Below are 23373 nucleotides of genomic sequence, written 5' to 3'. Positions count from 1 at the left end.
ACTTTCATCTACCAACACGGGTCATGGGCTCTCGGTGCTCGCCCCCACCCCCACCTTCCCCCGCAGGCCCAGCTCTGCCTCCAGCCGGTCCGCCTCGACCTGCCAGCGGGCCGAGAGCGCCTCCAGGTGCGCGGCGATGGGGCCTTCCAGGACCGTGTCAGCCCCCGGATGCGTGGGATATGCCCCGCTCTCGGCCACCATCGCCCGCAAGGCCTGGGGATTGTCGATGATGGGGCAGGGCACCAGGTGGTTCCGGTTGAAGGGCTGCCGGGCCCGGAAGGCGGCGAAGAGCGGGGAGCGGAGGGCCTCCGCCAGCGGCTTCTCCAGGACGTTCTCCGTCGCGAAGTGGGCGAAGGCGCAAGGCTCCGCGTCGCCCTTCGCGTTGATGTGCAGGTACTGCCGGCCGCCGGCGATGCAGCCGCCCACCGCGTGCCCGTCGTTCCAGAAGTCTGCGATGAGGATCGGCCTGGTCCGGCGGATCTCACGCACGCGATGGACCATCCAGGCCCGCTGTTCGGGCAGGAGCATGAGCGAGACGTCGGGATCGCGTCCGATGGGGATGTAGTGGAAGCTCCAGACGTAGAGAACGCCCTTCTCGATGAGCAGGTCGATGAAGGCATCCGAGAAGAGCTCCTCCACGTTCCGGCGGGTCACGGTCACCGAGGCGCCGTGCAGCACGCCCCGCTCGGTGAGCCGGTCCATGGCGGCCATGACCTGGTCGAAGACGCCTTCGCCCCGCCGGGCGTCGGTCGCCTCCCGGAAGCCCTCCAGGGAGATCGCGGGCGTGAGGTTGCCCAGCTCGGCCAGGCGGTCGGCCACACGCTCGTCGATGAGGGTTCCGTTGGTGTATGCCATGAAGATCATCTCAGGATGGCGCTCGAGCAGCTCCAGGAGGTGCTTGTAGGCGAAGGGCTCGCCGCCCGAGAGGACCATCCAGTGTATCCCCAGTTCCTCGGCCTCGGAGCAGAGGCGATCCAGCCTCTCCAAGGGAAGGGTGTGGACCGCGTACTCGCCCGCCCAGCAGCCCGTGCAGCGGAGGTTGCACGCCTCGGTGGGATCCACCAGGAGGAAGTGGGGCACAGGCACCTCCAGGCGCTCGGAAGCGGCCTGGCGCTCCTCGCCGCCCCTGAGGATATCCCGTACGCCCCAATTCACGGCCACATTCCGAAGCATGCGGGGGTTGCGGGCCAGCACCTCGGCCTGCCGGCGCACGCCGGGATCCTTCGCCCAGCGTTGCCGCAGGCCCTGAATCGCCCCCCGCTGGTTGGGATCCTGAGCGAGGTGCTCCATGAGGGCCAGGATCCGAGGAACGTTCTCCACGAAGCGGCTTGAGACGTATCCCGCCAGGGCCTCCAGAGACGCATCCAGGGTGCGCGTCCACCCGTTCCTGCGAGCCACGTGGTTCCCCTCCCCCTCGTCTACTCGACCTGCCCATCCCCGCCCGGGCGCAGGGGCCTGCCAGGGCTGGCTGGCTCTGGCAGGTCCGGATGAAGACCGATCCGGGTGGGATCTCGGCTCATATCCAAGCCGGAGCCCGCACCCGACCTCTCCCCCTCCGGCGTTGAAAGGTCAGGTCCGCTGCCCCATGGTAAGCCGGACGCCGCAGGCGATCACCCGTGCGCGATGCGAGTGAACCCGCCGCCTCCGGTCATCCTTCATTCCTCCTCGGTCTCGATCTCACGCAGAATCTCGGGCATCCGCTTGCGGATGTGCCGATAGAGCCGGCTCATACGGGCGAGCCGCTGACGCGCCGTCTGATTCTCCTCGCCGACGGCACGGATGCCGTCGTCGGCGAGGCGGGCCATTTCGTCCATCTTGATCACGGACGTCTGGACGATGGCACTCGACATGTCCGGGCTGGCCTGATAGTAGGCCTTGCGGTCCCCCGGAACGGTCACCCGTTCGATGAAGCCGGTGCGCTCCAACACCCGGGTTCCCTGGCTTGCAGCGGCCTTGCTGATGTGCAGGACATGAACAAGGTCGTCGAGGGACTGCGGTTCATCCGCGATGAGGAGCCATGCCAGCATCCGGCCGGTCGCCCGGGAGGCGCCCACCTCCCCGAAGAACCTGCCGAACCTGTCGATCAGGCGCCGTACCTCAGGGGACACCTGTGGCAACGAGACCTCTCCCTTCTCTCATGCCAAGGATAGTACGTACGCTACGTTTAGTCCATACGAAACGTCCAGTATGAGGTGCTCAAGGAGCGCTGGGCCATGAATCGCGAGGGCGGGCACCCGGGGGCTGCGGGGAAGAGCCCTGCAGCCGTCCCGTGATGCCCGGCGCGTCCGACGCTGGTCCCCGGCGGCCAACCGGATAAACTGTCTGGGGAGGGAGGGAGGGAGCACCGTGGCCGATCAGGCAGAAGGCCCGGCCCTCTTCGCGTGGGATGGGAGCACGGTCCATGGAGCAGACGGCACGCTGCCGCTCTCGCGAGACGGTGCGGTGCGTGGCGAAGCGGGCGGCGCCGGCCCCCGGGTGGTGGTGGTCGGGGCGGGCTTCGGCGGGCTCTGGGCGGCCCGGGCCCTGGCCGGCAGCCCCGCCGAGGTCACCATCCTGGACCGCCACAACTACCACACCTTCCTGCCGCTCCTCTATCAGGTGGCCGCGGCCGAGCTGGAACCCGACGACATCGCTTACCCGGTGCGCGGCATCGTGCGCCGGCTGCCCAACGTGGGCTTCCTCATGGCCGAGGTGACGGGCGTGGACCTGGGGGAGCGCCAGGTGCTCACCGACGGTGGCCCCATCCCCTACGACTACCTGATCCTGGCCGCCGGCAGTCGGACCAACTTCTTCCGCATGGAGTCCGTCGCCCGGTGCGCCTTCGAGCTGAAGGAGATCGGCCAGGCCGTGATCCTCCGCAGCCACATCCTGCGCCTCTTCGAGCGGGCCCTGCGGGAGCCGGACCCCGAGCTCCGGCGGGCGCTCCTCACCTTCGTGGTGGTGGGCGGCGGCCCGACGGGCATCGAGTTCTCTGGCGCCCTGGCCGAGCTGGTGTACGGTGTGCTGGCCCGGGACTACATCCGCCTCGACTTCAGCGAGGTCCGCATCCTCCTCCTGGAGGCCATGGATCGGCTCCTCCCGGCCCTGCCCGAGGAGCTCCAGACCTACGCCAAAGGACGGCTGGAGGCGAAGCGGGTGGAGGTTCGCCTTGGCGCCGCGGTCACCCGGGCCACGGACGAGCGGGTCTACCTCAAGGACGGCACCAGCATCGCCACCCGGACCCTGGTGTGGACCGCGGGCGTCCAGGCGAGCGACCTGGCCGCCGGCCTGGGCGTGGCCACGGCCCGGGGCGGGCGTGTGGTGGTCAACCCCACACTCCAGCTCCCGGACCATCCCGAGGTTTCCTGCATCGGCGACATGGCCTACCTGGAAGACGAAGCGGGCCGTCCCCTGCCCCAGGTGGCGCCCGTGGCCATCCAGCAGGGCGAGCACGCCGCCCGGAACATCCGCCGCCAGATCGAGGGGCGCAAGCCCCTGCCCTTCCGCTACCACGACCGGGGTACCATGGTCACCATCGGCCGGAATGCGGCGGTGGCCCAGGTGCGGGGCCGGCCCGTCCGAGGCTTTCCCGCCTGGCTCGCCTGGCTGGGGGTCCACCTGGTGAACCTCATCGGCTTCCGGAACCGGTTGCTGGTGCTGGTGAACTGGGCGTGGAGCTACCTCTTCTACGACCGGGGCGTCCGCCTGATCTCGGAATCAGAGCCGGCCCGGTCGCAGGAGCGTTCCGTGCCCCGCTAGGCCTCTCCGGGCTCGCAGGAGTTCCCACCCTGCACGGCCAACTCTCCCATACCTGACCTGCTTTCCGACCCGACGCCACACCTGGAGAGGTATGTGCTGCCGTGGAGGTGGAGGAGGTCCGGGCACGGGGCGCGCCGATCGTCACAGGAGGTACGCCGGTGGAACCGAAGGAGCGGGCGCTCTGGGCGCGCCGGGCAGCCGAGGCGGTCGATGAGGCGGAGGTGATCCGCCTCACCCGGGAGCTGGTGCGGATCCCCAGCGTCTACCGTCCCTGCGACCCGGAAGGAAACGAGCGACGCTGCGCCCTCTGGGTGCGCGACGTCCTGGCCGACCTTGGCCTCGACCCCCGGGTGGACGAGGTGGCCCCCGGCCGGCCCAACGTGGTGGCCGACTGGTCCCCCTCGGGCCAGGCGGGCCCCACCCTCCTCTTCGAGGGCCACACCGACGTGGTGACCGCCGGGGACCCATCGGCCTGGTCGCATCCTCCCTTTGGGGCCGAGCTGGTCGACGGGCGCATCTACGGGCGGGGGGCCAACGACATGAAGGGCGGCCTGGCCGCCGCCCTCGCGGCCCTCAGGGCCCTGAAGCAGGCGGGACTGCCCCTGCCCGGGCAGGTGCGGCTGGCCGCCCTGGTGGACGAGGAAGGGATGATGGAGGGCGTCAAAACCTTCATCCGGGCGGGCCTGGCTCGGGACGTGGACGGCGCCATCATCTGCGAGCCCGAGCAGAACGAGGTCTGCCTCACCCAGAAGGGCGCGATGCGGGTGGACGTACGTTTCGCCGGCCGCATGGCACACGGTGCCATGCCGGACCAGGGCGCCAACCCGATCCCCTGGGCCGCCCGCTTCGTGGAGCGGGTGGCCGCCCTGGAGAAGGAGTTCCGGCAGGAGCTGGGCCGCCACCCCCACCTGGGCCCGCCCACGCTGACGCCCACCATCCTCCAGGCGCCCGCGGGCGGGGAGGCCCAGGTGAACGTGGTGCCCGGCTCGGCCCGGGTGGCGCTCGACATCCGCACCGTGCCCCGCCAGGACCACGGCCTGGTGCGGAACCGTCTGGAGGCGATCCTGGCCGGCCTCCAGGCCGAGGACCGCGACTGTCGGGCCTCCCTGGAGGTCCTGGAGGAGCGCCCATGGACCGAGACCGACCCCCACGAGACGGTGGTGCTCGCGGTGGAGGCGGCCTGCACCCTGGTGGGGCAGCCCGTGGTGCGGGGCGGGGTACCGGGCGCCACCGACGGCACGTTCCTGGCCGCCTGGGCCGATGTGCCCATCGTGACCCTGGGGCCCGGCAACCGCTACCTGCCCCACCAGGTGGACGAGTACGTGGAGGTGGACGAGCTCGTTCGGGCCGCACGCATCTACGCGGCGGCCGCGGTGCTCTTCCTTACCGAGCCTGTGAACCGGGAAAGATGAAAGGACCCCGGAGATCGACGAACCAGGAGGTGCCCGCTGTGCGCATGCCCCTTGTCCGTTCCCTGGCTTTGATTGCCCTGATCCTGATCGCGGCCGGGCTTTCGGCCGGCGCCCAGGAGGCCCCGGAACCCGTCTATGGCGGCACCCTACGGGTGGCCATCGCCGCCGAGCCGCCCGGCCTGGACCCCACCATCAGCACCTCTCAAGAGATCGCCCGCATGGTGTACGACAACGTGCACCAGGGCCTGGTGCGCATCGACCGCCACGGCCGGATCGTGCCCGCCCTGGCCAAGCGCTGGACCATCTCGCCTGACGGGAAGGTCTACACCTTCACCCTGCGGGAGGGCGTCCGTTTCCACGACGGGAGCGGCTTCGACGCCGCCGACGTGCTGGAGATGCTCCAGCGGGCGACGAACCCCGCCTCGGGCCACACCCACCCCGAGTACTACCGCGACATTGCCTCCTTCACCGCCCCCGACCCGCAGACGGTACGGATCGAGCTCTCCCGGCCCAACTCCGAGCTCCTCTACAACCTGGCCCGTCCCGACTCGGTCATCTTCCCTGAGGGCACCGCCTCCGGACAGGCCACCCACCCCGTGGGCACCGGGCCCTTCCGCTTCGTGACGTGGCAGCGGGGCAGCCTGGTCCGCCTGGCCCGCTTCGACGGCTACTACGACCCGAAGCTGCCCTACCTGGATCGGGTGGAGTTCCGCTTCATGCCGGACCCCAATGCCCAGATGGCCGCCCTGCAGGCAGGCGACATCGACGTGATCGGCTACGGGCTCAGCCCCGAGAACGCCCTGGTGATCCAGTCCCGGCCCGGCTTCAAGCTCCTCCAGGGCTCCTCCACCGCCGACGTGATCCTGGCCATGAACAACAGCCGGAAGCCCTTCAGCGACGTGCGGGTCCGGCAGGCGATCACCTACGCCATCAACCGGCGGGAGGTGATCGACGGGGCCATGTTCGGCTTCGGCATCCCCATCGGCTCGCACATGACTCCGGCCGAGCCCTACTACGTGGACCTGAGCGAGCTCTACCCCTACGACCCCGAGAAGGCCCGCGCCCTGCTCGTGGAGGCGGGTTACCCCAACGGCTTCGAGGCCACCCTTTCCCTGCCCCAGCCCTACGAGTACTCCCGCCGCTCGGGCGAGGTGGTGGCCGAGCAGCTCCGCAAGGTGGGGATCCGCCTGAGGCTCGAGATCGTGGAGTGGACCACCTGGCTCTCCCGCATCTTCGGTGAAGCCCAGTACGACATGACCATCATCGGCCACGCGGAGCCGATGGACATCAGCATCTACGGGAACCCCAACTACTACTTCCGCTACGACAGCCCTCGCGTGCAGGAGCTCCTCCAGCAGGTGACGGCCGCCACCGGCGAGGCGCAGCGGGCCGAGCTCTACGCCCAGATCCAGCGCCAGATCGCCGACGACGCGGCGAACGTCTTCCTCTTCGCCGCCCCGCAGCTTGCGGCCATGAAGACCAGCGTCTACGGCTGGTGGCAGGATCAGCCCACCGTGGCCCTGGACGCGACGGAGGTGTTCGTGGCGCCATGAGGGAAGGACCGACCATCGAAGACGTCTGCAGTCGCTCTGCTCTTGTTGATCCCAGGCTGGCGGTGGTCCTCTGATGGAGCGGGAGGATTCCGTGCGCACCTACAGGTTGGATGAGTACACTCGTGAGATGATGCCCCGAGCCCGCGACGTTTACATCCGAAGCGCTTCGGAGCGACCTCGGAGGCTCACCCGCGAAAGACCCCGCTCTGGAGAAGAGCAGCGACTCCTCACGCTGCAAGTCCTGGGGCTTTGGAGGCACGCCCTCGAATCCGGCCGGCTGGAGATCTTGGGGCCCCGGCGCTACCGGCTGAACGTGGGCGCGCAGAGGTCACGCCATGGGGGTGGGCCGGACCTCCATTGGCCGGTAGCCCCGAGCGCGTCAGCACCATCGACGTGCGGGGCCTCTCGGTTCCGGTCATCGGCGTGGAGGACCTGATCCTCGATCGTCTGCGCGCGGCAGCCCACTGGAGGTCCCAGGCGGACGAGGAGTGGGCCGCCCGTCTGGTGGCGTTGCATGACCATTCCTTGGACTGGCCGTATCTGGAGGCACAGGCGGCCGCAGAAAGGCTCGCCGGGACCCTGGAGAAGGTGCGGAAGCGGGCCCACCGTTGGACGGCAAGGCAAGGGCCGCAACCTGGAAAGGATTGATCTCCGCCGTGCTGGTGGAGGACTAGGTGGAAGCCTCGCGCAACATCCTCCGGGACGCGGGCACACCGGAGCGGGCTATCGGCGCCAAAGCCTACCTCAAGGGCACCCTGTGCTTCTACGGCGTCACCGTCCCGTTCGTCCGCCAGACGCCCGGCCATTCCACCGAGAGCATCGCGCCCTGCCCCGCCCCCAACTCGTGGAGCTGGTGGAAGGCTGTTTCAGACCAACGAGCACGAGCTTCACAGCCTGGGCGTCGCGCTGCTGGAGCGATACGTGAACCTGTTGGAGCCCGCCGATCTGCGTTTCGTCGAAGGGCCGCTGCGCCGCTGCCACACATGGGACCTGGCGGACTGGCTCTCCACCAAGGTGGCCGCTCTGCCCACGCCGAACTGAAGGCGGAACTCCGGGGCCGATCATGTGCCATCGTGGCGGCATGACTTTCGGAGTCTCGAGCAATGGAGTCGGCCGCGCCTGTAGCTGCATGGTTCATGCTTACGTCTGAAGAAGGCCTTCTATCGAAATGTCCTCGTCCAGCTCCTCCCAGTGAATGCCCACTCCGGGGCCGATCCAGCGCCACTTGCTGCGCTGTTCGGGGGTGGCCTGCCGCAACTTCGGAAACCATTCGAGGGGGACACTGACCAGGCGCCCGTCGAGGAGTTCGACGTGCATCAGGTCCTCATCGAAGGACACAGACTTACCAAAAGCACTAGTGAGTGCCTTCGCCAAAGTACTCCCCCCACCGGTGCTCGAAGTAATCCGACCGACTCTCCACGATCCTTCGGATGCCGCTCAATTCGTGGGCCCCAAAGCCATAGGACCTCGCCAGCGCGACAGGTCTGAGCCAAAACTTGGCGTATTTCTCGGCCGCTTCGACGTGCACGTGCGGAGGTTCGTTGCCCTCGTTGCTGAAGAAAAAGAACCTGAATCCGTCCACGCGCCGTACCGTCGGTATGGCAAACCTCCTGGTACAGTATACCACAACCGAGAGCGCGTCTCAGCCCACTACCCACCCGCGTCCTTGAACCGCTCTCCCGTCAGCGCATCCACCCAGACCGCGCCCGGCCGCGTGACGCCAGCAGGGGGGTATTCGTGCCGGAGCGCAGTGAGGCGCTGGAACCAGGCCAGGAGCTCTGGGTCCTGGTGGTCCTCACCGTCCTCATTCCTTCACCGCCCCCTGGGTGAGGCCTGAGACGAACGGGTCCTTCAGGATGTAGAAGATCACCGCGATGGGGATCGTTCCCACCACCGAGGCGGCGGTGAAGACGCCCCAGCGCGTGGTGTACTGGCCTGCGATGAAGGCCCGCAGCCCCACGGCGAAGGTGAGCGTGTCCCGGCTCTCGAGCAGGGTGTTGGCCAGGAGGAAGTCCGAGTAAGGCCTGGAAGGGCGTGGCCCCGTCCATCATCTCCTACTCCTCCAGCGAGGTGGGGATCGTGTCGAAGTAGCCCCTCATCAGCCACGTGTTGAAGCCCAGCGCCGGCACGAGCCCGAGCCGGGCTGAGCTTCCGAAGACGCCTCAGACCGTGCGGTAGCAGATCCGGGCCGGGGACCCGTTCCCTTCTTCCTGCCGCAGGCGGCCGTGCACGGCCAGGTAGTCCAGGTGCGCCAGGGTCTCGGCCATGGCGAAGCGGCTTCGGAAGAGGTCCGGCTGGGGGCCGAAGAGGCGCAGGTTCACGTCCCAGCCGGTGACGGGTGCGGGGCCGCCGTCCCGTTCGAGCTCGCGCACGATCGCCTCCACCCGATCGAGCCGGTCCCGGTGGTGGAGCACGATCTCCCCCACCCGCCCGGCCAGGTCGCCGATGGGCGCCCGGTGCCCGGGCAGGACCAGCCGGGCCGGCAGCGGGGCGATGCGGCCCAGGGAGCTCAGGTACTGGTCCAGCGGGTTCTCCACGCTGAAGGGCCAGAGGCTGATGTTGGGGGTGATGGTGGCCAGGATCAGGTCGTCGGCCAGGAGGAAGCGGGCATCGGGCTCCCACAGGACCATGAGCCCCTCCGCGTGGCCCGGTGCCCAGTGCACCTGGAACCGCCAGCCGCCCAGGCGCAGCTCCTGGCCCGGGTCCACCGGGGTGATGCGGGGGAAGGGCGTCACCCGGGCCACCTGCTCCAGGTGGTGCCCGCCCAGAGGGCCCGCTTCGGGCACGGGCATGCCGTGGGCCTCAAAGAAGGCGGCGATGGCCTCCCCGGCCGGGCTTCCCGGACGCCAGAAGCGCTCCACCTGGGGGATCTCCTGCCGGAGCATGAGCACCGGGGCCCCGCTTTGCTCCTGCAGCCAGCCGGCGCAACCGATGTGGTCCGGGTGGTAGTGGCTCACCACGATGGCCGTCAGGTCCCGGAAGCCGATCCCCAGTGCGTCCAGCGCCAGGCGCCAGCGCACCTCGGTCTCGGCGGTATGGAAGCCCGTGTCCACCACCGTCCACCCCTCCGGTCCGGACAGGAGGTAGACGTTCACCGCGCGCAGGGGAACCGGGATGGGCATGGAAACCTGGTAGAGGCCGGGGATGGGCTCGTGGATCGGAGGCGGCTGCACGGGAAGGGGCGTGCTCACTCGGCCGCCGCCCTCCGGCGAGCTCCCGGAGGCGCCCCGTTCCCCTTCAGCAGGTGGGCGTGGGCCCGGCGGAACTTGGCCACCTTGGGCGCGATCACCGCCTGGCAGTAGCCCTGGTGGGGGTTCCGCTCGAAGTACCGCTGGTGGTAGGCCTCGGCCGGATAGAACGCCTCGATGGGTACAACCTGAGTGACGATGGGCGCGTCCCACAGTCCCTGGCCCTCGAGCCTCCGGATCACGTCTTCGGCCGCCTCCCGCTGCTCGGGCGTGTGGTAGAAGATGACCGAACGGTACTGGGGCCCCACGTCCGCGCCCTGTCGATCGGGGGTGGTGGGGTCGTGGATGCTGAAGAAGATCTCCAACAGGTCCGTGTAGCCGATCACCTCGGGATCGAAGGTGAGCTGCACGACCTCGGCGTGGCCGGTGGTGCCGGTGCAGACCTGCTCGTAGCTGGGGTTCTCCACGTGGCCACCCGCGTAGCCCGAGACCACTGTCTCCACGCCCCGTACGTCCCGGAAGACCGCCTCCAGGCACCAGAAACAACCCCCGCCCAGGGTGGCGGCCACCTCGTGTGCAGGCGAGACAGGCACCGGCGTCAGCTCCTCGCGCGCCCGGCCCCTCCCCGGGCCGGGTGCCCGGTGCGGCCGGTCGCTCAATCTGGGGACGCCCCGGCGGCAGCAGGCCGATCCGGTTCCTGCCCGGCGCCCGTCTCCAGACCCGCGTGGACGTACGCCCAGCCGAAACGTCCCTTGATACAAAGATACCCATGAGTGGTCGGATCGTCCACGGGGGCCGTCGCCTTCACGATCCGGTTGTCCTGCACGTGCAGCTCGATCGGGCAGCCCACGCCGCAGTAGGGGCAGGTGGTGGTGGTCACGTGCTGGCGAGCCTCGTCCCAGGTGCCCGCCCGGCGCATCTCGTACTCGCCGCGGAAGACCAGGGCCTCCGTGGGGCAGACGGCCACGCAGTTGCCACAGTACACACAGGCGGATTCGGGCAAGGGCAGCTCGAACCCGGCGTCGATCCGGGCCCCGTACCCCCGGCCCGCCACCCCGATGGCGAAGGTGTTCTGCACCTGCTCGCCGCAGGCCTCCACGCACCGATAGCAGAGGATGCACCGGTCCAGGTCCCGCACGTAGAGATCGTTGTCCACTCGGGCCGGTGTCGGTGCCTCAACCTCCTGGGCACCGTCGAGGAGCGGCCGCCACCGCTCGGGCCGGCTGCCGTAGGCGCGCCCGTAGCGCTCCACGTCGGGGGCCAGGCTGGTGTCGGCCGAGCTCTGGAGGAGCTCCGCCACCATCCGCCGGCTGGTCTGCACCCGCTCGGTGTCGGTGCGCACCAGCGTCCCCGGCTCCGCCCGCCGTTGGCAGGCGGGCACCAGGGTGCGCGACCCTTCCAGCTCCACCACGCAGATGCGGCAGGCGCCGATGGGCTCCAGGGTCTCGTGGTAGCAGAGGGTGGGAACGTCGCCCCCGGCGGCCCGGATCGCATCGAGCAGGGTGGCGCCGGCCGGCACCCGCACCTCCCGGCCGTCGACCCGGATCTCCACCTCGGCCGCGTCCCTGCGGCCGCCGCGTGCGAGCTCAGCCACGCTCGTCGCCCCCCGAGCGGCCGAGCAGGCGCAGGCTGCTCTGCACGGCGTTGGGCGCCAGCTGGCCCAGGCCGCAGATGGATGCGTCCCGCATCACCTGGGCCAGGTCGTTCAACATCGCCAGGGCCTGGTCGTCCACCGGCCCCCCGGCCCTGCGCACGGCCGAGACCACCTCGAGCTGCCGCTGGGTTCCCACCCGGCAGGGGACGCACTGGCCGCACGACTCGTCCCGGAAGAAGCGGGCGATCCGCTCCACCACCGCCCAGAGGTCCACCGTCTCGTCGAGCACCACCAGGCTCCCCGAGCCCACGGTGCCGCCGACGGCCTGGAGCGCCTCGAGGGAGAGGGGGGTGTCGAGCTGGTCGGGTCCCAGGAAGGTGCCGGCGGCCCCACCGCAGAGCACCGCCTGCACGGCTCCACCCCCCGGCACCCCGCCCGCCAGGTCCTCCAGGATGGTGCGGAGGGGCGTTCCGAAGGCCACCTCGTAGACCCCGGCCCGCACCACGTGGCCAGACACCGACAGCAGCTTGGTTCCACGAGAGCGCCCGCTCCCCAGGGAGGCGTACCAGCCGCCGCCCCGCTCGAGGATGGCCGGCACCGCGGCCAGGGTCTCCACGTTGTTGATCACCGTGGGGCGCCCGAAGAGCCCCACCTGGGCGGGGTAGGGCGGCCGGGCCCGGGGCTCGCCGCGCAGGCCCTCGATGGAGTTGAAGAGGGCCGTCTCCTCTCCGCAGACGTAGGCGCCCGCACCCTGCCGGAGCTCCACGTCGAAGGAGAAGCCGCTCTCCAGGATCCGCTCCCCCAGGAACCCGGCCGCCCGGGCCTGCTCCGCCGCCCGGAGCAGGGACCGGTGGCTCTCCGGATACTCGCCCCGCACGTAGATGAAGCCTCGCTCGGCCCCCACCGCGAGGGCCGCGAGGGTGAGCCCTTCCAGCACCGCGAATGGGTCCTGCTCCATGAGCACCCGGTCCTTGAAGCTCCCAGGCTCGCTCTCGTCGGCGTTGCACACCACGTACCGGGGGGCCGGCTCCCGAGCCGCGCTCGCCCACTTGCGTGCCGTGGGGAAGGCCGCACCTCCCCGCCCCACCAGCCCCGACGCCTCTACCTCGGCCAGGGTCGCCTCAGGGCCGAGCTGCAGGGCTCGCCGGAGCCCCCGGTACCCCCCGTGCTCCACGTAGGCTTCCAGGGAGCCGGGGTCCACCCGGCCGCAGCGCCGGAGGAGCAGGGGTGTCCCCTCGCCCAGGGAGCCCAGGTGCGTCCCGACCCCGCCAGCATGCGCCCGTGCCTCTTCCCCGGCCATCCACGCGCCCACCGCGTCCTCCAGACCCTCGGGGGTGAGCCCCACCCAGACTCGATCGCCCACCAGGGCTGCCGGACCCCGCTCGCACTGGCCCAGGCAGGGCGAGAGGCTCCAGCCCAGGGGGCCCTCTCCTTGCTCCGGGTGCCCCAGGAGCGCTTGCAGCCGGCCGGCCAGCATCCCGGCGCCCTTCAGCGTGCAGGCCACGTCATCGCACAGGTGGATCATGCGGCGGGGACGCGGCTCGGTGGCCAGAAGCTCGTAGAAGCTGGCCACCCCGTACGCTTCGGCCAAGGGCATCGTCAGCTCCCGGCAGACGGCCGCTAGGGCCGAGTACGAGATCCAGCCCCGGCTCGCCTGGAGCGCGCGCAGGGCCGGCAGCAGCAGGTCCCGGCGCCCCCGGCGCTCCTGGGGAGCGAGGGCGCCCCACACGCCCTCCAGGGCCGCCAGCTCCTGGGGTTCCGGATCCGGCGCCTTCTCCAGCGGTCCGGGCTCCAGGCCCCGCCCGGGCATGGGGGCGAGCGGGCTCACGCTCGATCCCTCCTCGCGGTCGCCGCGGCCGCCGCGGCCCTTTCCCGGTCCGTTCCGGCCCCGGGCGGCGCCAGGGGCTCCACCCGCACCGCGGTCGCCTTGAACTCAGCGGTGCCGGCCTTGGGGTCCGTGGCGTCGACGGTGAGGAGGTTGGTCTCCGTCTTCTCAGGGAAGTGGGGGGTCATGAAGCAGAGCCCTGGGGAGAGGCCGGAATCCACCCGCACCCGCACCTCCACCGAGCCCCGGCGCGAGCTGACCCGCGCCCAGGCGCCCTCGGCCAGGCCCAGGCGGGCCGCGTCCGCGGGGCTCATCGCCAGCCGCTCCTCCTTGGGCGTGGGCGTTCCGTAGAGCTCCGTCTGCACCCCGGTGTTGAAGAAGTCCAGCTTCCGCCCCGTGGTGAGGAGGAAGGGGTACGCATCGTCGGGCTGCTCCACCGGCGGGTCGTGCCTCACGGCGACGAAGGGTGCCCGGCGGCCCTCCAGCGGGCGCTTCCAGAGGCGCCCGTGAAGGAAGGTCTCGCCCGGGTGATCCTCGGACGGGCAGGGCCACTGGAGGCCGTTCCGCTCCTCGAGGCGCCGGTAGCTCATCCCCCGGTGGAGGGGTGAGAGCTGCCGCACCTCGTCCCAGACCGCCCCCGCGTTCGGGTAGCTCCAGCCGATCCCCATGCGGTTGGCCACCGCCCGGAGGATCCAGAGGTCGTCCCGGGCCTCCCCCGGCGGCTCCAACGCCTTGCGGCACCGCTGCACCCTTCGCTCGCTGCTGGTGACGGTGCCCTCAGTCTCGCACCATCCCACGGCCGCCGGCAGGACCACGTCGGCCAGCTCGCCCGTGGCGGTGAGGAAGATGTCCTGCACCACCAGGAACTCCAGGCCCTCGAAGAGCCGCCGGACGTGGCGGGCGTTGGCCTCGGAGCGGAGCGGGTTCTCGCCGATCACGTAGACGCCCCGCAGGATCCCTTCCTCCATGGCCTCGAACATGGCCGTCTGGTGCCGGCCCGCCCTGGGTGGGATGCGGCAGCCCCAGCCCGCCTCGAAGCGGGCGCGCACCTGGGGGTCCTCCACGTCCTGGAAGCCCACCAGCTTGTTGGGCAGCGCCCCCATGTCGCCGCCGCCCTGCACGTTGTTCTGCCCCCGTAGCGGGTTGAGCCCGGAGCCGTACCGCCCCACGTGGCCGGTGAGGAGCGCCAGGTTGATCAGGCTGAAGACGTTGTCCACCGCGTTGTGGTGCTCGGTGATCCCCAGGGTCCAGCAGATCATGGCCCGCTCGGAGCGCGCGTACTCCCGGGCCGTGGCGGCGATGGCCTCGGCCGGAACGCCGGAGAGGACCTCGGCGAGCCCCAGGGTGTAGGGCTCCACCGACGCCCGGTAGGCGTCGAACCCCTCGGTCGCCTCCCGGACGAACGCCTGGTTCACCAGGCCTTCCTGGACGATGACCCGGCCCATGGCGTTGGCCAGGGCGATGTCCGCCCCCACCTTCACGGGAAGCCAGCGGTCGGCGAAGGCCGCGCTGGAGGAGCGGCGGGGGTCGATCACGACCATCCGGGCGCCGTTCCGGATGCCCTTCAGCATGTGGTGGAACATGACCGGGTGGGTCTCCCGCGCGTTGGACCCCCAGAGGAGGATGAGCTCCGTCTCCTCCATCTCGCGGTAGGAGCTGGTGCCGCCCCCGGCCCCGAAGACCGTCGCCAGACCGGCGACGCTGGGGGCGTGTCAGGTGCGGTTGCAGCTGTCGACGTTGTTGGAGCCCATCACCTGCCGGGCGAACTTGCCCGCCAGGTAGTTCAGCTCGTTGGTGGCCTTGGATGAGCTGAAGAGCCCGAAGCCGTCGCCGCCGTACTGCTCCCGGATGCGGGAGAGACCCGCCGCGACCCGATCGAGCGCCTCGTCCCAGGTGGCTCGCACCAACCGCCCGCCCTCCCGCACCAGCGGGTAGGTGAGCCTCACGCCCGGTCCGGGCGTCTCGCCGCCCGCCGGATGCCGCAGCCTTCGTTCCACCGCCATCGCGCGCCCCCCCGAAGCCGCCCCGGGCGCCGCTTCGCCATCACGGTATGCGACCCCTTCGGCACTTCGGTCCGGAACCGCCGAATCCTTCCCGTCTTGCGTCAACCTTCCGACCTCACGCGCCTGCCAGGCTACGTTGGACGTTTCCGGTGGACGACGGCATGGAGGGAACCGGCCGCGCAGGTTGAAACGGCTTTTCGTAGGAGATCCTCGAAGCAGTCTCCCGGGAGGAGGTCCCGGACCATGACCTTCGACGCCTTCGCCGACGCCGCCGACCAGCTCGCGGAGCAGATCCCGCCCGAGCTCCTGGAGGGACTGAACGGCGGCATCCAGGTCTCCCGCGAGGAGCGGCGCAACCCCGGCGACCCACCCGACGTGCGCATCCTGGGCGAGTACGTCACCGATCCCTACCTGGGCGCCCAGATCCTCCTCTACCACGGCTCCTTCCGGCGGCTCTTCGCCACCGAGCCCGAGGAGGTCTGGCTGGAGGAGCTGGCGACGACCCTCCGCCACGAGCTCCGCCACCACATGGAGAACCGCGCCGGCCTGGAGGACCTGGACCGGGAGGACGTGGAGGAGCTCCGCAGGCTCTGGGAGGAGTGGGTGGAGGCCTCGGGCGGCGAGGCGTGAGGGCCCTACCCTTGGACCCCCTTCCCCGGGGATGGCCGATGGCGTATCATGATGCACGAACCTGCAGGACAGGCTGGGCACGAGGAGCGGACCACCCGTGGCGGAAGAAGCCAGCAGGCCGACCAACTTCATCCAGGAGATCATCGACGAGGACAGGCTCGCCGGCCGGTACGGCGGCCGGGTGCACACCCGCTTCCCCCCCGAACCCAACGGCTACCTCCACATCGGCCATGCCAAGGCGATCTGGGTCGACTTCGGCACGGCGGAGGCCAACGGGGGCTTGTGCAACCTGCGCTTCGACGACACCAACCCCACCAAGGAGGACGACGAGTACGTCGAGGCGATCCAGGAGGACGTCCGCTGGCTCGGCTACGATTGGGACGACCGTCTCTTCTACGCCTCGGACTACTTCGACCGGCTCTACGCCTACGCGGAGGAGCTGATCCGCCGGGGCAAGGCGTACGTCTGCGACCTGAGCCCCGATGAGATCCGCGCCTATCGGGGCACGCTCACCGAGCCCGGCCGCGAGAGCCCCTACCGGAACCGGTCCGTGGAGGAGAACCTGAACCTCTTCCGGCGCATGCGGGCCGGCGAGTTCCCCGACGGCTCCCGGGTGCTTCGCGCCAGGATCGACATGGCCTCGCCCAACATCAACCTGCGGGATCCGGTGCTCTACCGAATCCAGCGGGCGCACCACCACCGCACCGGCGACACCTGGTGCATCTACCCCATGTACGACTACGCCCACCCGCTCTCGGACGCCATCGAGGGCATCACCCACTCCCTCTGCACCCTGGAGTTCGAGGACCACCGCCCGCTCTACGACTGGGTCCTCCAGGCCCTGGAGATCCCCGATCCGCCCAAGCAGATCGAGTTCGCCCGCCTGGAGCTCACCCACACCCTCACCAGCAAGCGGAAGCTCCGCCAGCTCGTCGAGGAGGGCCGGGTGCGGGGATGGGACGACCCGCGCATGCCCACCCTGCGCGGCCTGCGCCGGCGCGGGTACCCGCCCGAGGCGATCCGGGAGTTCTGTGCCACCGTGGGCGTCTCCAAGACCAACAGCCGTATCAGCCTCGGCCTCCTGGAGCACGTGGTGCGGGAGCACCTGAACCGGACGGCGCCCCGGGTGATGGCGGTGCTGAAGCCGCTCCGGCTGGTGATCACCAACTTCCCCGAGGGCCGGGTGGAGTGGGTCGAGGTGGAGAACAACCCCGAGGATTCGGGCGCCGGCAGCCGCCGGGTGCCCCTCTCCCGGGTGGTCTACATCGAGCGGGACGACTTCATGGAGGACCCGCCCCGCACGTTCTTCCGCCTGGCCCCCGGGCGGGAGGTGCGGCTGAAGGGGGCCTGCTACGTCACCTGCCGGGAGGTCGTGAAGGACCCGCACACCGGCGAGGTGACCGAGCTCCGCTGCACCTACGACCCCGAGAGCCTCGGAGGCTCCACGCCCGACGGCCGCCGGGTGCAGGGCACCCTCCACTGGGTCTCGGCCGAGCACGCGGTACCGGCCGAGGTGCGCCTCTACGAGCCGCTCTTCGCCACCGAGGATCCCGAGGCGGGCGCAGACTTCCTGGCCAACCTGAACCCGGACTCCCTGCGGGTGCTCACGGGCTGCCTGGTGGAACGCAGCGTGGCGGGAGCGCCCGTGGGCGCGCGTTACCAGTTCCTGCGGCACGGCTACTTCGCCGTCGACCCCGACGGTACGTCCGAGCGGCTCGTCTTCAACCGGATCGTTTCCCTCAAGGACACGTGGGGGAAGATCCAGGCGCGGGGGGCGTGACCAGCGGCGGGGGTCAGGACCGGGAACGGAACCGCTCGGACGGGGCGTTCCATTGGCTGAGCGGACGGGTGGCAGGGCCAAGGGTCGTGCCGCCTGCGGCGGATCAATGCGCCGCGCCGCTTCCGACGAGCTTCCGGACAAGGTCCACGATCACCACGGCGGGCACCGGGAGCTCCACCTGCGACGCCTGCAGCAGCGCCAGGGCCGAGGCGACGCCCCAGACCAGGAGGAACGCGCCCAGCTCCCGCCAGCGTCCTTCCCGGAAGAGCCCGGGCGCGTCGGCGGCGGCGATGCAGAGCATCAGCACCCCCACCCCCAACACTGTGCACCCCTCCCTCTAGCGGGCCCGGATCGGCTCGGTGGTCAGGCCGGTCCGGCGCACGTCGGCCCCTGCCTCGATGGTCACCGGGATCTCCGGCAGGCGCCGATCCCAGTCGCCCGCGAGCTCGCGCCACACCTTGGGGTACCGCCGGTACAGGGCGAGCCCGAAGCCCATGGTGTCCACCCGGAGCTCCTTCTGGAGGCGCTGCAGCGCGAGCTCCACGTCCTCCCGCATCGCCCTCGCCACCTCCGCGTCCAGCCTCTCGTACCACGCCCGGTCCGGAGGCAGGGTGCATCCCATGCCCGCCACGCTCCCCTCTCCGGCCACCTGGATCTTCATGCGGACCATCCCGTCGTGCACCTCGGGTTCGATCTTGCCGGTGGTGTTCACCAGCCGAACCGTCGCCAGCCTGTCCTCCTCCCAGGGGCACGGGACCACCACCTGGGCCCTGATCGTCTTCCCGTGCATGAGGAGGAGCCCTCTGGCCTCCCGCTCGCCGATCCACCCCACCATCCGGTCGCCCCGGAAGACCGCGTCGCCCAGCGCCCGGACGTGCTGGCGGGTCGTCTCCCCTTGGGCCTCTCCAGGCGGGGCGTGCTCCGGCGCCGCCAGCATGAGCCCCGTGGCGAAGGGCTCCATCCCGGGAGCCGCGAGGGCCCGCAGGAACTCGTTCACGTTGGCGTGGTCGGCCTTGCCCAGCCCGCTCTGGGAGATCTTCAGGAGGCTGTCGATGGCCACGCCTCCCAGCCGGTCGGTGGGGAACTCAGCGGCGAGGAGCGCCTCGATGGGCGTGTCCCGGGCGACCGTCATCCAGGTGGTGCGGCGCGTCTCCTCGCAGCGGTTGAAGAAGTCCAGCGCGTCGCGGATCCCCTCCCGGGCGTACGCCTCGCTGAAGACGATCACCTCGTTGTGCGACCAGTTCGGCCGCCGGGGCGACTGGGAGAACAAGTTCCGGAATGCGTCACACACGGTCACGCCCGTGCTGGAAACGGTCCAGAACGCCCGCCGGCTCGTCCCCCCGCCCCCCGTGGCGCCTCCGGCAGCACCCCCGCCTCCGGCCAGGGCGGAGGGAATGGGGATCTGGACCGTGAGCTGGATCCGCCCGTCGGGGGTACGGTCCACCCCCGCCGCCACCACGAAGGCGAGGGTCTCCACCTCGCGCCGGCTCCAGCAGCCGCCAGCCAGGAGCGCCACCAAGACGACCGCCAGCGCCCGGAGAGCGCCCTTCCACCGGCTCATGCGGCCCCCCGGCCTTCCCGAGCCTCCTGCCGCCCGCCATGCGGGCGACGCCACAGGGCGAGCAGCAGCAGGAGCACCGGCAGCGCAACGGTGAGGGCACCCCGGTACACCCCCCACACCTCCGGCGACTCCAGCTCCCGGAACTGGGCCAGGTTGTCGTAGAACACCATCGCGCCCACCAGGAGGATGGCTCCCATGGAAAAGACCAGCGGGCGGTGATCCTCGAGCCCCAGCCACTCGCTCAGGCCCCGCACCCCGGCGTAGAAGTTGAAGCTGAGCTTCACGAAGAGCCCCAGCCCCCAGGCCATCATGGGGATCGCCGAGATGCGCTCCAGGAACCCCCCGACCTCGATCATCCGGGCCAGGGAGTAGACCGGGAAGGTGAGCCTCTCCCCTTCCTCGGCTCCGAAGACCGCCAGGGTCACCGCGACCAGGAGCGTCACCAGGAGCCCGCTCGCGGCCGCGCCCAGGCATGCGGCGCGCCGGGCCTGGCGTAGGTCGGAGACGTGCGGGAAGATCATCAGCAGGAAGAGGAGCTCGCCGAACCAGACGAAGGGGGTGACGGCAGCATGGAGCACGGGCTGCCAGCCCCGGCTCAGCACGGGGAGGAGCCAGTCCACCTGCGCGACGTTGACGGCCAGGGCCGGCACCAGGAGGGTGGCCACCAGGAAGACCGGTAGGATCACGTCGCTCATGCGTGCTTCGACCTCGATGCCGGCGCGGACGTTGAAGGCGGCCAGCGCGATCATCACCCCCATGATGAAGCTGATGGGTGTCTCCGGCATGATGGCCGTCACCAGCGCCTCCCCGTACTCCCGCAGGACGATGGCCGACTGCTCCAGGAAGACCCAGAGGAAGAGCAGTCCCATCAGCCGGCCCACGACGGGGCCCAGCATCTCGTCCAGGAACCGGATCACCGAACGGCCGGGGAACCTGAGCGCGAGGGTGCCGTAGACCCATACCAGGACGGTCCCGGCGGCGGTCGCCACCAGGGCCGAGATCCAGGCGTCCTCCCGGGCGTCGCCCACGGTGAGGGCCGGGAGCTGGGCCACGGCCGTGGTCGCCCGGCTCAGGAGCACCAGGAGGAACACCTGCCGGGGCGAGATGCGCTCGACCCGTGACACCTACCCCCTCTCCTCCGCGGCAGCACGCGGCACCTCCCGGCGCCTGGGGCGGAACACCCGCGCCGGCTCGCCCGGAGGCCGCCGCCACCGGTTCGGGCTCCCGACCGTCCTGGGCCGCTTCTTCATCGCCCACCAGGGGGCCCGGACCACCATGTCCTTCCAATCCTGGACGACCAGCGGCCCCAACGGGCTGAGGTACGGCACGCCGAAGGACCGGAGCGCGGCCAGGTGCAGGAGCACCGCGATGCCCACGGTCATCACACCGAACAGGCCGAGAGCGGCAGCGGCGATCATGAAGGCGAAGCGGAGGAGGCGCGCGCTGACGGCCAGCGAGAAGACCGGGGTCGAGAAGGATGCGATGGCGGTGATGGCGACCACGACCGCCATGGCCGGCGAGACCAGGCTGGCATTGATGGCCGCCTGGCCCAGCACCAGGGCGCCCACGATGCTGATGGCCGGACCCACCACCCGAGGCAGTCGCACGCCCGCCTCGCGTAGCATTTCGAACATGAGCTCTATGAGCATCGCTTCCACGATGGCCGGGAAGGGTACGCCCTCCCGGGCGGCGGCCACGCTGAGGAGCAACGAGGTGGGCAGCATCTCCTGGTGGAAGGTGGTGACCGCGATGTACACGGACGGCAGGGCCATGGACCCGACGAAGGCGACGTACCGGAGGAACCGCAGGGCCGATCCGATGAGGAACCGCTCGTAGTAGTCCTCGCTCACGCCCAGGAGCTGGGTGAGGACCACAGGCGCCACCAGGACGAACGGCGTGTTGTCGGTGAAGATGGCCACCCGGCCCTCCAGGAGGTTGGCCGCCACCACGTCGGGCCGCTCGGTGCGGAGGGTCTGGGGGAAGGGCGAGTAAGGCTGGTCCTCGATGAACTCCTCCAGGTAGCCGCTCTCCAGGACCCCGTCGATGTCGATCCGCCGGAGCCTCCGCCGCGCCTCCGCCACCAGGGCGTCGTCGGCCGTGCCCCGCACGTAGGCGAAGGCCACCCGCGTCCCCGTCACTCGCCCGATCTGCATCCCCTCGATCCACAGGTCGGGGCTGCGGATGCGCCGCCGCAAGAGCGAGAGGTTCACCTGGAGCGACTCGGTGAAGCCCTCGCGGGGGACCCGCACGCCCGATTCGCTGGTGGGTTCCTCCACCGCACGCATGGGGTAGCCGGCCGTCTCGCAGATCAGGGCCCCCGAGGTGCCGTCGGCCAGCACCAGGGTGTTACCTCCGAAGAGCCGGCCCAGGGCGGCGTCCGCGTCCGGCTCCCTCTGCACGTCCGCGGCAGCCAGCACCCGGGTGCGCAGCAGGTCGAGGAGGTCCTGACCCGTGCCTGCCTGCAGGGCCGCGAGCTCGGGGGCGGCCTCCATCAGGGGGCGGAGGATCTGCTCACCCACCAGGGTCTGGTCCACCAGCCCCTCGAGGTACACCAGGGCCAGCCGGTGACCGCCGCCTCCCAGACGCACCTCGCGGACCACCAGGTCCATGCTCTCCCCCAGCGCCAGGCGAACCCGCCTGAGCTGGTGGTCGAGACCTTCGGAGCTCTCCCGCACGGTCAGGCTCGCCCGTACGGCTTCGATGCGCTGGCCCAGGGCGCTGAGCTGCACCCGCAGCACTCCCAGCTCGTTCAGCACGCCCCCCCAGCGCCCGTCGCAGCCGTCGTCCGGTGCAGCCAGCGGCTCCGGCGGCAGTGTCAGCCCGGCCACGTCCGTCCGGGGCCCGGGGATCCGCCGGGTGAGGTAGTACCGCTCGAAGAGGAGCTTGAACCAGTAGGGAAGCCGGCCGCCCAGGGTCTGGAAGGTCCGGGGCCGGTCCTCCCCGGGGGCGGCCTTGCCGTACACCGCGATCCCCCGGCCGTGCCCCAGGTCGCTGAGGCAGAAGAATTCCGAACGGTACTCCTTGCTCGCCGCCTGGCCCAGGAGTTCGCGGGCGATGTTCTCCGCGGCCACCCCTGCCTGAAGCTCGGCGATGCGCCCGGTCTTGATCCCAGCGTACGCCACCGCGTCCCCCGCCGCGAAGATGTTCGGGTGGGCCGCGCTCCGCATGTCCTTGCCTACCGCGACGAAGCCTCTCTCGTCTGCCAGGTTGGGCGTCCGCCGCACCGGGTCGGTGCCCACGTAGGGTGGGCTCAGGGAGGTGAACGCGGAGGGAATCTCGCTGCCGTCGCTGAGGGCGACCTTCCCGGGGCCCACCTCCACCGGCGTGGTGCCCGGGTGGAAGATGATCCCGTACTTCCGGAACATGGCCTCGACGATCGCGACCGCTCCATCGCCGCCCACGGCGTACGGGCGGGGTTCGGAGGAGACGAAGTGGATCGCCGCCCGTCCTCGGATGCCCCGCCGGCGGAGGTAGTCGTCCATCTGGAGGGCCATCTCGTACTCGGGGCAGACGTGTGGCGAGCCCTCCGCCAGGCCCAGCACGACCTCCCCGCCCTGGAAGGCGTCCAGGGACCGGGCCATCTTCCGGGCGTCGTCCATCCAGAGGACCGAGTGGCCGTGCTCCCTCAGGCCGGGCACGGCCTGCCAGTCGAGGCGGGCCCCGAGCCCAACCAGCAGGTAGTCGTAGGGAATCCGGCCGCCCCGGGTGGCGACGGCACACCCCTTCGGGTCGATCCCTTCCACCATGTCGTGGGCGAACTCCACGCCGCGGGAGGCCAGCAACGGCCGTACGTCCACGGTGATCTGCTCCGGCTTTCGCTTGCCGAAGACGATCCAGGGGAGGGAGATCCGAAAGACGAACGCGGGCGTGTCGCTCACCAGCACTACCCGGTCTCCGCTTGGGAGAAGCCGGCGCAGCCGCATCGCGGCGTTCAGCCCGGCGAAGCTCGCCCCCAGGACCACCACCTGCTTCAAGATCCAACACCACCCGGAGGGTAGTCTTGCCCTCCGGAGCGGGGCGGATGCCCACGCCGCGCGGCGGAAGCGACAACCCGGCGTGGGGCCTGGCCCTCGGCTCACGGCGCACCGG

At 70.6% G+C, this 23373-nt stretch carries 21 protein-coding genes; 7 read left to right on the top strand and 14 right to left on the bottom strand.

Going from position 1 to position 23373, the window contains the following annotated elements; all coding sequences use genetic code 11:
- Positions 1–21: 21 nt before the first annotated feature.
- Complete coding sequence (locus tag LIP_RS02850) at positions 22–1398, bottom strand: radical SAM protein (protein ID WP_198409678.1); 1377 nt, start codon at positions 1396–1398, stop codon at positions 22–24.
- A 257-nt stretch (positions 1399–1655) separates the two neighbouring features.
- Positions 1656–2027 (bottom strand): GbsR/MarR family transcriptional regulator, encoded by a 372-nt coding sequence (locus LIP_RS02845; protein ID WP_144440301.1) that lies wholly within the window; start codon positions 2025–2027, stop codon positions 1656–1658.
- 319 nt (positions 2028–2346) lie between these two features.
- Here LIP_RS02845 and LIP_RS02840 point away from each other — a divergent pair, with 319 nt between their 5' ends.
- The 5 genes from LIP_RS02840 to LIP_RS19405 all read left to right on the top strand — a co-directional run bounded on the left by LIP_RS02840 (position 2347) and on the right by LIP_RS19405 (position 7744).
- Positions 2347–3738, top strand: coding sequence for an NAD(P)/FAD-dependent oxidoreductase (locus LIP_RS02840; RefSeq protein ID WP_198409677.1), 1392 nt, complete (start codon positions 2347–2349; stop codon positions 3736–3738).
- A 158-nt stretch (positions 3739–3896) separates the two neighbouring features.
- Positions 3897–5150 (top strand): M20 family metallopeptidase, encoded by a 1254-nt coding sequence (locus LIP_RS02835; protein ID WP_068141418.1) that lies wholly within the window; start codon positions 3897–3899, stop codon positions 5148–5150.
- Between the two features lie 44 nt (positions 5151–5194).
- The gene (locus LIP_RS02830) at positions 5195–6703 is read left to right on the top strand and encodes an ABC transporter substrate-binding protein (protein ID WP_082726553.1); all 1509 of its coding nucleotides are present in this window, start codon (positions 5195–5197) and stop codon (positions 6701–6703) included.
- Between the two features lie 357 nt (positions 6704–7060).
- Positions 7061–7351: a hypothetical protein gene (locus LIP_RS02825; protein WP_068134056.1), complete on the top strand. Its 291-nt coding sequence runs from the start codon at positions 7061–7063 to the stop codon at positions 7349–7351.
- Positions 7352–7507: 156 nt separating this feature from the next.
- On the top strand, positions 7508–7744 hold the full coding sequence (locus LIP_RS19405) for a DNA alkylation repair protein (RefSeq protein ID WP_144440300.1): 237 nt from the start codon (positions 7508–7510) through the stop codon (positions 7742–7744).
- A 99-nt stretch (positions 7745–7843) separates the two neighbouring features.
- Here the strand turns inward: LIP_RS19405 and LIP_RS02820 are convergent, their stop codons facing one another.
- The 8 genes from LIP_RS02820 to LIP_RS02790 all read right to left on the bottom strand — a co-directional run bounded on the left by LIP_RS02820 (position 7844) and on the right by LIP_RS02790 (position 15313).
- On the bottom strand, positions 7844–8077 hold the full coding sequence (locus LIP_RS02820; protein WP_231699335.1) for a DUF2442 domain-containing protein: 234 nt from the start codon (positions 8075–8077) through the stop codon (positions 7844–7846).
- Complete coding sequence (locus LIP_RS02815; protein WP_269433364.1) at positions 8058–8285, bottom strand: DUF4160 domain-containing protein; 228 nt, start codon at positions 8283–8285, stop codon at positions 8058–8060. Before LIP_RS02815 ends, LIP_RS02820 begins: the two co-directional genes overlap by 20 nt.
- 222 nt (positions 8286–8507) lie before the next feature.
- Positions 8508–8663: a hypothetical protein gene (locus LIP_RS18795; RefSeq protein WP_158509538.1), complete on the bottom strand. Its 156-nt coding sequence runs from the start codon at positions 8661–8663 to the stop codon at positions 8508–8510.
- A gap of 202 nt (positions 8664–8865) precedes the next feature.
- Positions 8866–9894 carry an MBL fold metallo-hydrolase gene (locus LIP_RS02810; RefSeq protein WP_068134047.1) on the bottom strand — a complete coding sequence of 343 codons (1029 nt, stop codon included), beginning with the start codon at positions 9892–9894 and terminating at the stop codon, positions 8866–8868.
- Entirely contained in the window at positions 9891–10493 is a 603-nt protein-coding gene (gene msrA / locus LIP_RS02805) for a peptide-methionine (S)-S-oxide reductase MsrA (protein WP_082726551.1), read from the bottom strand. The genes LIP_RS02810 and msrA overlap by 4 nt, the downstream gene beginning before the upstream one ends.
- Before the next feature lie 53 nt (positions 10494–10546).
- Complete coding sequence (locus tag LIP_RS02800; protein ID WP_198409675.1) at positions 10547–11485, bottom strand: 2Fe-2S iron-sulfur cluster-binding protein; 939 nt, start codon at positions 11483–11485, stop codon at positions 10547–10549.
- Positions 11478–13313, bottom strand: a complete 1836-nt coding sequence (locus tag LIP_RS02795; protein ID WP_198409674.1) for an NAD(P)H-dependent oxidoreductase subunit E — start codon at positions 13311–13313, stop codon at positions 11478–11480. Before LIP_RS02795 ends, LIP_RS02800 begins: the two co-directional genes overlap by 8 nt.
- Positions 13310–15313 (bottom strand): molybdopterin oxidoreductase family protein, encoded by a 2004-nt coding sequence (locus tag LIP_RS02790; RefSeq protein WP_082725777.1) that lies wholly within the window; start codon positions 15311–15313, stop codon positions 13310–13312. The genes LIP_RS02795 and LIP_RS02790 overlap by 4 nt, the downstream gene beginning before the upstream one ends.
- A gap of 243 nt (positions 15314–15556) precedes the next feature.
- On the opposite strand from LIP_RS02790, the gene LIP_RS02785 reads away from it, so the two are divergent.
- Both LIP_RS02785 and LIP_RS02780 read left to right on the top strand, forming a co-directional pair.
- A complete protein-coding gene (locus tag LIP_RS02785; protein ID WP_068134041.1) occupies positions 15557–15943 on the top strand; it encodes a metallopeptidase family protein in 387 nt (128 codons plus the stop codon).
- A gap of 97 nt (positions 15944–16040) precedes the next feature.
- Positions 16041–17723 (top strand): glutamine--tRNA ligase/YqeY domain fusion protein, encoded by a 1683-nt coding sequence (locus LIP_RS02780; RefSeq protein WP_068134037.1) that lies wholly within the window; start codon positions 16041–16043, stop codon positions 17721–17723.
- Positions 17724–17826: 103 nt separating this feature from the next.
- On the opposite strand, the gene LIP_RS02775 is transcribed toward LIP_RS02780, so the two are convergent.
- The 4 genes from LIP_RS02775 to LIP_RS17415 are packed head-to-tail and all read right to left on the bottom strand — an operon-like array spanning position 17827 to position 23249.
- Positions 17827–18045 carry a hypothetical protein gene (locus LIP_RS02775; RefSeq protein WP_068134034.1) on the bottom strand — a complete coding sequence of 73 codons (219 nt, stop codon included), beginning with the start codon at positions 18043–18045 and terminating at the stop codon, positions 17827–17829.
- Between the two features lie 15 nt (positions 18046–18060).
- Positions 18061–19284 carry a Ger(x)C family spore germination protein gene (locus LIP_RS02770; protein WP_068134032.1) on the bottom strand — a complete coding sequence of 408 codons (1224 nt, stop codon included), beginning with the start codon at positions 19282–19284 and terminating at the stop codon, positions 18061–18063.
- Positions 19281–20408, bottom strand: coding sequence for a GerAB/ArcD/ProY family transporter (locus tag LIP_RS02765; RefSeq protein WP_068134029.1), 1128 nt, complete (start codon positions 20406–20408; stop codon positions 19281–19283). Before LIP_RS02765 ends, LIP_RS02770 begins: the two co-directional genes overlap by 4 nt.
- A complete protein-coding gene (locus tag LIP_RS17415) occupies positions 20409–23249 on the bottom strand; it encodes a spore germination protein (protein WP_231699375.1) in 2841 nt (946 codons plus the stop codon).
- Between the last annotated feature and the right edge of the window lie 124 nt (positions 23250–23373).

Origin of the sequence: Limnochorda pilosa, assembly GCF_001544015.1 — a bacterium.
In the GTDB taxonomy this organism is placed as follows: Bacteria; Bacillota; Limnochordia; order Limnochordales; family Limnochordaceae; genus Limnochorda; species Limnochorda pilosa.
This window is presented reverse-complemented; position numbering and strand designations above follow the sequence as displayed.